Source organism: Streptomyces himastatinicus ATCC 53653 (assembly GCF_000158915.1).
Lineage (GTDB): Bacteria > Actinomycetota > Actinomycetes > Streptomycetales > Streptomycetaceae > Streptomyces > Streptomyces himastatinicus.
Genome location: NZ_GG657754.1, coordinates 1,513,984 through 1,522,482, shown reverse-complemented (window position 1 = coordinate 1,522,482; position 8,499 = coordinate 1,513,984). Strand labels below are relative to the sequence as shown.

The window sequence follows — 8,499 nt, the reverse complement described above, 5'->3', positions numbered from 1 at the left end:
TGTCCCGGTCGGTCAGCAGCCCCAACTCGTGGTAGCGGGAGAGCCGGGCGGCATAGTCGACCGGGGCGTCGAACAGATCCCCCGGCGGCCGCCACTGGTTGATCCGGCAGATCGCGCCGAGCGCGGCGCGCACATCGGCGCGCGGTGGCGCCTCGGCGGGATGGCGCTGCACGGCCGCGACCCGCCCGGGCATCCGCTCGATGACCAGGGCGCAGTTGTCGGGGTCGGCGGCGATCAGCCGCGGCACCCGGACGGGTGGACGCTGTCGTACGAACGTCCGGTACATCGCTATCTCGCGGCGGAACCGCTCGGCCCACGCCGGGGAGTGGTCCAGCAGGCATTTGGCGACCGCCGTGGTGCGGCCCGTCGAACCGACCAGGAGAACGGACCGCCCGCTGCGCCGGAGCACCTGGACCGGGTTGAACTCCGGACAGATGCGATGGACCGCGGCGATGGCAGTGCGCAGCTGCGCACCCTGGGGACCGGACACGTCGAGTCTTCCGCTGGGCGGCACGGAGCCGACGGCGGCGGTGCGCCGTGCGCGGCCGCCGGGAGCGGGATCGAGGTACGGCCCATTGCCGGGCAGCTGCCGCCGGTACGGCCGAGGTGGGGCGGACACGGAGGACGACGCTGCGTACATGGGCGAGACAGATCCCTTCGTGTGCCGACGTATGTACGTACGCTCCCGGCCCCGGGGCGGGGCCGCACCCTGGGGAATGCGGCTGGCGTTTTCCAACGGGCGGTTTCCCGCTGGCATTTTCCAACTGGATTTTCCAAGCGGATTTTCCAACCCGCACCGGGCCGGGTAGCGCACTCCTACATCACACCCGCGCGCGGGTGGCACACCATCTGGCGGACCCTGGCGAACCCTGGCGAATAGTCGCACGGCTCGTGACGGGCCCGTTACTGTCAAGTCAGCCGAGGATCCTGGGGGCTTGACGTGACGAGGGAACCCAACACCCGTCTTGCGGACCTTTTCGGCCTGGCCGGCTGGTCCAAGGGCGAGCTCGCGAGGCTCGTGAACCGGCGCGCGGCGGCCATGGGCCACCCGCAGCTGGCAACCGACACCTCGCGGGTGCGGCGTTGGATCGACACCGGCGAGACGCCGCGCGATCCCGTGCCCAAGGTGCTGGCCGTCCTCTTCACCGAGCGCCTCGGTCGAGTCGTGACCATCGAGGACCTCGGGTTCGGACGAGGTGGGCGCGCGGGAAAGGGGCAGTCCGCCGACGGGCTGCTCTGGCCGCCCGAGTCCACGGCCGCGGTCCTCACCGAATTCACGGGAATGGACCTTATGTTCAACCGACGCGGCTTGGTGGGTGCGGGCGCCGCGCTCGCCGCAGGATCCGCCATCACCGGTGCCATGAGCGAATGGCTGCTCTCCGACCCCACCCTCGCCACCGACGCGCCCCGTTCCGACAACCCCCTCTCCGCCGAGCCCGTGGGCTTCGACCGCTATGAGGCCGCCCCCGTGGGCTCCCAGGAGATCGACGCGCTGGAGACGTCGGTCGAGGTCTTCCGCGCCTGGGACGCGGCCCGCGGCGGCGGGCTCCAGCGCAAGGCCGTGGTGGGCCAGCTCAACGAGGTGGGCGGGATGCTGGCCTACCGTCACCCCGAGGCGCTCCAGCGCAGACTGTGGGGCGTCGCGGCCAATCTGGCCGTGCTGGCGGGCTGGATGTCCCATGACGTGGGCCTGGAGCCCACCGCCCAGAAGTACTTCGTCATCGCCGCGCACGCGGCCCGGGAGGGCGGCGACCGGCCGCGGGCGAGCGAGGCGCTGTCCCGTGCCGCCCGGCAGATGGTGCACATCGGCCGCCCGGACGACGCCCTCGATCTGATGAAGCTGGCATCGTCCGGCGCGGGGGACGCGGCGCTGCCCCGCACCCGCTCCATGTTCCGCACCATCGAGGCCTGGGCGCACGCCTCGAAGGGGCACGGCCAGGCGGTGCGCCGCACCCTGGGGGAGGCGGAGGAGCTGTTCGTCTCCGACCAGGACCGGGGGCCCGCGCCCAGCTGGATGCAGCTGTTCAACGAGGCCGACATGCACGGGATGCAGGGGCTGGTCTACCGCACCCTGGCCGAGCACGAACCGGATGTCGCGGCCATCTCGCAGCGGCACGCCAAGGAGGCGCTGCGGATGCGGGAGGGCGGCCGTCAGCGGTCGCAGATCTTCGACCACATCTCCATCGCCTCGGCCTGCTTCATCGGCGGCGACCCGGAGCAGGGGGCCGCTTCCGCCCGCCAGGCGCTGGCCACCATCGAGCAGAACTCCTCGCACCGCACCTGGGACCGGCTGCGGGAGATGTACCGGCTCACCGCGCCGTACGGCTCGTCGGCCGCGGTGCGGGAGCTGCGGGCGGAGATCCAGCAGGCCATGCCGAAGGGGCTGGGCCACCAGAAGGGAGCCGGAGGCGGGGCGAAGGGGGCGGGCGGGGCGGCGAAGACCACGGCCGTATAGCGGCGGCCCTTCGTATCAGCCGGTTCAGCCGTCGTATCGGCCGGTCATGGCGACCACGCCGGTCAACCGGTCCTTCACCCGGTCGGTCAGCCGATCATCGCGAGCAGTACGCAGGCGTCGCCCTCGCGCCGCTCGTCGTCGAACTCCTCGGCCACCACCCGTACGCACTCCTGCGTGCCGCGGGCGGCGGCGAACCGTGGCGCGAGCCGGAGCAGCCGCTCGGCCGTCACCGTGGGGTCCTCGGCGAGCCCGCCCGCGTGCAGCAGGAGCAGATCGCCCGGCTCCAGCCGCTCCTCGGCCTGGGCGTACGTGGCGCCCGTCGTGCCGCCGAGCAGCACACCAGCCGGGGGCCGCAGCGCGCGCCCCGCCCCGTCGCGGAACAGCAGCGGGGCGGGGTGCCCGGCCTGCGACCACACCAGGGCGCGGGTCGCCGGGTCGTACCGCCCGCAGACGGCGCTGCCCAGGGCGGGCTGAGCGGAGGCGTCGAGCAGCTGGTTGAGCCGCCCCATCAGCGGGCCCGGCTCGATCCCGGCCACCGCCATGCCGCGCACCGCGCCCAGCACCATCGCCATGCCCGACGTCGCGGCGACGCCATGGCCGGTGAGGTCGCCGACGCTCAGCAGGGTGCCGCCGTCCGGCAGTTCGAGCGCGTCGTACCAGTCGCCGCCGATCAGCGCGCCGTCCGCGGACGGGAAGTAGTGGGAGGCGACGTCGAGGGCGGTGCCCTCCGGCCGCCGGCCGTGCGCGAGGGGCGCGGAGCCGCGCCACGGCGGCAGGACGGCCTCGTGCAGCTCGACCGCCAGTCGGCGCTCGGCGCGGGCCATGTGCCGCTGGCGCTGGAGCGAGTCGCGGGACTCGCGCACCGCCCGCTCGCTGCGGCGCAGCGCGCTCACATCGCGGAGCACCGCCCACATGGAGGCGGTGCTGCCGTCGGTGTCGAGGACGGGCTCGCCCGCCATGTGCACCGTACGGACGGCGTCGTCCGGACGGACCACCCGGAACTCGCCGTCGATCGGCTTGCCGTCCACCAGGCAGTCCGTGACCATCGCGGTCAGCACCGGCTGATCGTCGGCGACGACCCAGGACGGCAGCTCGTCCAGGGGCAGGCCGCCCTCGTCGGGGCTGCGGCCGAAGATCTGGCACAGCTCGTCGGACCAGGTCACCTCGTCGGTGAGGAGATTCCACTCGGCGCTGCCGACGCGGTTGAGCAGCGAACCGGGACCGTGGCCGGGGCCCTGCCCCGCCGCGTCCCGATCCAGCGGCTTCCGCTCCGGAGCCGCACCATCCGCTCTTCCTGGCCCCTCCGGTTCCCCGGGCTGCTCGGACGGCAGCCCCTCCCGCAGCTGGTCCAGATGCTGGCCGAGGTCGTCCAGATGGTGGACGGCGAGATCGCACAGGGCGCGCTGCCAGCGCAGCTGGGACTCGTTCGCCGTACCGCTCAGGTCCGCCGTGGTGTCGCGCCGCACGGCGGCGATGCCGCCGCGGAGCCGCCGGGTCTGCGTGATGAGCGCGTCGACCGTGCCGCGCTGGGGCGACGGGGCGGCGAAATGGTCCGCGGAGCGGGGGGACGGCATGTGTTCTCCGATACGGGCCGGTACGGGGCGGCGCTGCCGGGTCTGAAGGGGTAAGGACCGGTAACGACTCTTGCACAGGCTGCGACGTCGCGTAAGTCGTTTGGCAATACCCGATCCGGTGGTGCTTCTGGCATATGCCAATGGCTTTCCTGGGGCAAGTCGGACACGACTCGGTGGAGCATGTGATTCCGGGTAGGCTGCGGCGCTCGGGAATCCCTCAGTTCAGGTGTTCATCCGGCATATGGCGCCAGGACACCGGCAAGAATGCCGGACGACGGAAATCCCGTTGCCAGCGAACCCCCCGCACCGGATGCTGACCTCATGTTCGATCCAGACATAGCGCCCAGCGGTACCCTGCTCGGCCTCCTCCAGCGAGGCCGCGGCGACGGGACCCTGCACGCCCTCGCCGCGCCGCGGGCCGAGGCGCTCGCGGCACTGCACCACTGCGTGCTGCACGACCCACGCCGTGACTGGCAGGTCGAGAACCGCTCCCTTTATTACGCCCGGCTCTGCCTGGACCTCGACGCGGACCTCGACGAAATCGAACAGCACCTCTTCCACCCCGACGACCTGGTGAACACCGACGAGGAGCGCACCGGGCTCGCCCTCGCCGTCCTCGGCCACCTCGCCGCCTACGACCGGCTCGACGCGCTGCGCCTGCTGCGCCGGTACGCCGCCTCCGGCAGCAACTGGGAATGGGCCCTGGACGAGCTGGCCCTGCGCGACGACGACGCCGGGCTGCGCGCCCTCGCCCCCGTCGTCCTCGGCCGCTTCCCCGAGACGCCCGACGGCAATGCCGAACTGGCCGCCGCCGCGCGCGGTGCCTACGAGCCCCGCCCCTGGCGGCTGTGGGCCGACGACCCGACGCACGGCCCGCGCGTGCGCGCCGTGCAGGAACAGGGCTCCTTCGACCGCTGGCAGCGCCAGCTGCGCCCCTCCGGGCCGCGGCCCGGCTGGAGCGTCCACGACGTCCTGGCCTGGGCCCAGCAGGAACACGACCTGCGCCCTGGATCCCCGTCGCCCCGACGCCGCCGCCCGCTGCCTCGCCGCCGTCGCCGGTCCGGAGGACCGCCCCGAGCTGCTGGCCGCCGCCGCGAGCGCGCCGGACGCGGCCCGTGCGACCGCCCTGCGGTACCTCGCCGACACCGGCGACCCCGAGGTGCTGGACCTGATCGAGGCCGCGGTCACCGAGCCGGACGCCTCGGAGTCGGTTTCCCGTGCCGCCCTAAGGTGCCTTCGAACGCATGCGCAGCATCGCCGCCCTCGACCGCGCCCGGATCTGGGCGCACCGCCCCGACGCGCTCGGCGCCGCGGCCGCCGCCATGCTCGCCGCCCGCGGCGGGCAGTACGACACGGGGCTCGTCCTCGCCGCCCTCCGCCGCACGGTGCGGGCCGAGGGCCCGCACAGCCAGTCGCTGTGGACGCTCGTCGACGGGGCGGGCCGTCTCGCGATCACCTGCGCCGCCCCGGTGCTGCGCCACGTCTACCGCGAAACCGCCTCCTCCCATCTGCGCGGCCGCGCCGCCCGCGCCCTGGCCGCCACCGATCCCTCGTTCGCGGCGGGCTTCGCGGTCGAATGCCTCTGGGACTGCGAGGAGACCACCCGCGAACTCGCCGCCCACCACGCCGCCACCGGTGACGCCCGCGTCGTGGAACAGCTCCGCAGACTGGCCGCCGACCCGGCCGAGGAAGCCGAGGTCCAGACCGCGGTCCGCAGCCGCATCGGCCCCGACGCCGCGGGCGTCTGACCCCGGCCCGCCCCACCGGGGGCGGGCGATGGGTTTACGCCAGGTGGTCGTCCGTAAACCCGGGGATTCGTGCCGGATTCCGGGTGGTTCATCCGGCTTCGGCGGGCGCGGAGGCCAACGCTCACGGGACGTTTCACGGCTCGCAAGGTGCACGATGCCGGGGCCACCCTTCTTACGCCGACAACACCGGTATGCGAGTCGCCATCGTGACCGAATCCTTCCCGCCCGACATCAACGGCGTCGCTCATTGCACGCTCCAGACCGCCCAGCATCTCCACCGGCGCGGTCACCAACCCCTCGTCATCGCCCCCGCGGGCCCGCACGACGGGCCGCCCGACGGGGGCGGGGACGCCGACGGAACGCATCCGTTTCCCGTCGTCCGGATCCCCTCCCTGCCCCTGCCCGGCTATCCGCAGGTGCGCGTCGCGCTGCCCAGCCGCCGGCTCGCCGCCGCGATCACCTCGCACCGCAGCGATCTCGTCCACCTGGCCAGCCCCTTCGTGCTCGGCGCCCGCGGGATGACGGCCGCGCTGCGGCTGCGGATCCCCGCCGTCGCCGTCTACCAGACCGACCTGGGCGGCTACGCCCGTACGTACCTCGGCGCGGGCGAGAACGCGGCCTGGCGCCGGATACGGGCCGTGCACACCGCCGCCGACCGCACCCTCGCCCCGTCCACCGCCGCCGCCCGCGACCTGGACGAGCACGGGGTGCCGCGGGTCGCGCTGTGGCCGCGCGGCGTCGACACCGAGCGCTTCCACCCCGCGCGGCGCGACCCGGAGCTGCGCCGCTCCCTGGCCCCCGGCGGGGAGCTGATCGTCGGCTACGTCGGCCGTCTGGCGCCCGAGAAGAACGTCGAACTGCTGGCCCCGCTGTGTTCGCTGCCCGGCGTCCGGGTGGTCGTGGTCGGGGACGGGCCGAGCGAGCCCGCGCTGCGCGCCGCCATGCCCGGCGCCCACTTCCTCGGCCGCCGGACCGGCACCGAGCTGGCCCGCATCTTCGCCTCGCTGGACGTCTTCGCGCACACCGGCCCGCAGGAGACCTTCTGCCAGACCGTGCAGGAGGCGCAGGCCAGCGGCGTGCCGGTGGTCGCGCCCGCCGCGGGCGGCCCGCTCGACCTGGTCGACCACGGCCGTACCGGACTGCTGGTGCCGCCTGGCGACGCGGACGAGGTACGCGACGCCGTCTCGCTCCTCGCCGCCCACCCCCGGAAGCGCGCCGCGCTCGGGCAGGCGGGCCGGGAGGCGGTCGAGGGCCGCACCTGGGAGGCGATCGTCGACCAGTTGATCGACCACTACGCCGATGTGCTGATGGCCCGTACGGCGGTGGCGGCATGAGCGACGCACCGTCCCTCCGGATCGTCCGGCTCGCGAACTTCGTCACCCCCTCCTCCGGCGGCCTGCGCACCGCGCTGCGCGAGCTGGGCGCGGGTTACCAGGCGGCCGGGCACGAGTCCGTCCTGATCGTGCCGGGGGAACGCGACGCGGACGAGCAGACCCGCCAGGGCCGGGTGATCACCCTCCCGGGCCCCGCCGTGCCCGGCACCGGCGGCTACCGGGTGCTGACCGACCGGCGGCGGCTGACCCGGCTGCTCGACGGGCTCGCGCCCGACCGGCTGGAGGTCTCCGACCGCACCACCCTGCGCTGGACGGGGGAGTGGGCGCGGCGCGCCCGTGTGCCCGCCGTGATGGTCTCCCACGAGAGCGCCGACGCCGTGCTGCGCACCTGGGGCGTGCCCGAGGCGGCCGCCCGGGGCGCGGCGGACCGGCTGAACCGCCGTACCGCGCGGGCGTATGCGCGGATCGTCTGCACGACGGAGTGGGCGGAGCGCGAGTTCGTACGCATCGGTGCGCGCAATGTCGTACGCGCCCCCCTGGGCGTCGACCTCGGCCACTTCCACCCGTCCCACTACGACGGCGCCCTGCGCGAGCACCACCGCGGCGGGGCCTCGGTCCTGCTCGCCATGTGTTCCCGCCTGTCGCCCGAGAAGCGGCCGGGCCGCGCGCTCGACACCCTCGCCGAACTGCGGCGGCGCGGTGTCCCGGCGGCGCTCGTCGTCGCGGGCGACGGCCCGCTGCGCGCCCGCCTGGAGGCCCGCGCCCGCGCGGAGGACCTCCCGGCGGCCTTCCTCGGTCACGTCGGCGACCGGGCCCGCCTGGCCGCGCTCCAGGCCAGCGCGGACGTCGTCCTCGCCCCCGGCCCGGCGGAGACCTTCGGTCTGGCCGCGCTGGAAGCGCTGGCGTGCGGGTCGCCCGTCGTCGTCAGCGCCCTGTCCGCGCTCCCCGCCATCGTCGGCCCGGCGGGCGCGACGGCGGCCGACAACGGGACGGCGTTCGCGGACGCCGTCACCCAGGTCCTGGCCCGCCCCGAGCCCGTACGCCGCGCCACGGACCAAGGGTCCGCGCCGAGCGCTACGGCTGGCCCGCGGCGGTCGACGCCTTCCTGGCCGCCCACGACGCACCCCGCCCCCACCCCGACGGCCGGATCCCGGCCCGCACGGCAACGGGCGGTACCCGGTGAGCGCACCCCGCGCTTGCCCGGACCGTCGGCCCCAGCCCGCGCCGGCGGGCCCCGGCCCGACAGCCCCGGACGCCCGGCCCGTCCAGCCCACGGCGTCCGCCGGGGCGGTTCCGAGCGAACAGGTCGTGGTGATCCCGGCCGGTCGGGCGGTTCCGGGTGGCGCCGCGCTGGCTAACGGCGGCGCCGTCGCCGGTCCGTCCGCCGG

At 74.8% G+C, this 8,499-nt stretch carries 4 protein-coding genes and 2 pseudogenes; 4 read left to right on the top strand and 2 right to left on the bottom strand.

The genetic code is table 11. The features are described from left to right. The coding region (locus tag SSOG_RS05755; protein WP_039936667.1) for a phosphotransferase at positions 1 to 640 on the bottom strand (640 nt) is incomplete at its 3' end. Between the two features lie 300 nt (positions 641 to 940). On the opposite strand from SSOG_RS05755, the gene SSOG_RS05750 reads away from it, so the two are divergent. Then, on the top strand, positions 941 to 2,455 hold the full coding sequence (locus SSOG_RS05750) for a DNA-binding protein NsdB (RefSeq protein ID WP_009713268.1): 1,515 nt from the start codon (positions 941 to 943) through the stop codon (positions 2,453 to 2,455). 86 nt (positions 2,456 to 2,541) lie between these two features. Here the strand turns inward: SSOG_RS05750 and SSOG_RS05745 are convergent, their stop codons facing one another. Beyond that, a complete protein-coding gene (locus SSOG_RS05745; RefSeq protein ID WP_009713266.1) occupies positions 2,542 to 4,029 on the bottom strand; it encodes a PP2C family protein-serine/threonine phosphatase in 1,488 nt (495 codons plus the stop codon). Between the two features lie 321 nt (positions 4,030 to 4,350). Here SSOG_RS05745 and SSOG_RS05740 point away from each other — a divergent pair. From SSOG_RS05740 to SSOG_RS05730, 3 genes and pseudogenes are all read left to right on the top strand, one after another. Next, positions 4,351 to 5,777, top strand: a pseudogene (locus SSOG_RS05740) (HEAT repeat domain-containing protein). A 191-nt stretch (positions 5,778 to 5,968) separates the two neighbouring features. Further along, positions 5,969 to 7,111 carry a glycosyltransferase family 4 protein gene (locus tag SSOG_RS05735; protein WP_009713264.1) on the top strand — a complete coding sequence of 381 codons (1,143 nt, stop codon included), beginning with the start codon at positions 5,969 to 5,971 and terminating at the stop codon, positions 7,109 to 7,111. After that, positions 7,108 to 8,294, top strand: a pseudogene (locus tag SSOG_RS05730) (glycosyltransferase). Before SSOG_RS05735 ends, SSOG_RS05730 begins: the two are co-directional and overlap by 4 nt. Positions 8,295 to 8,499 lie beyond the last annotated feature (205 nt).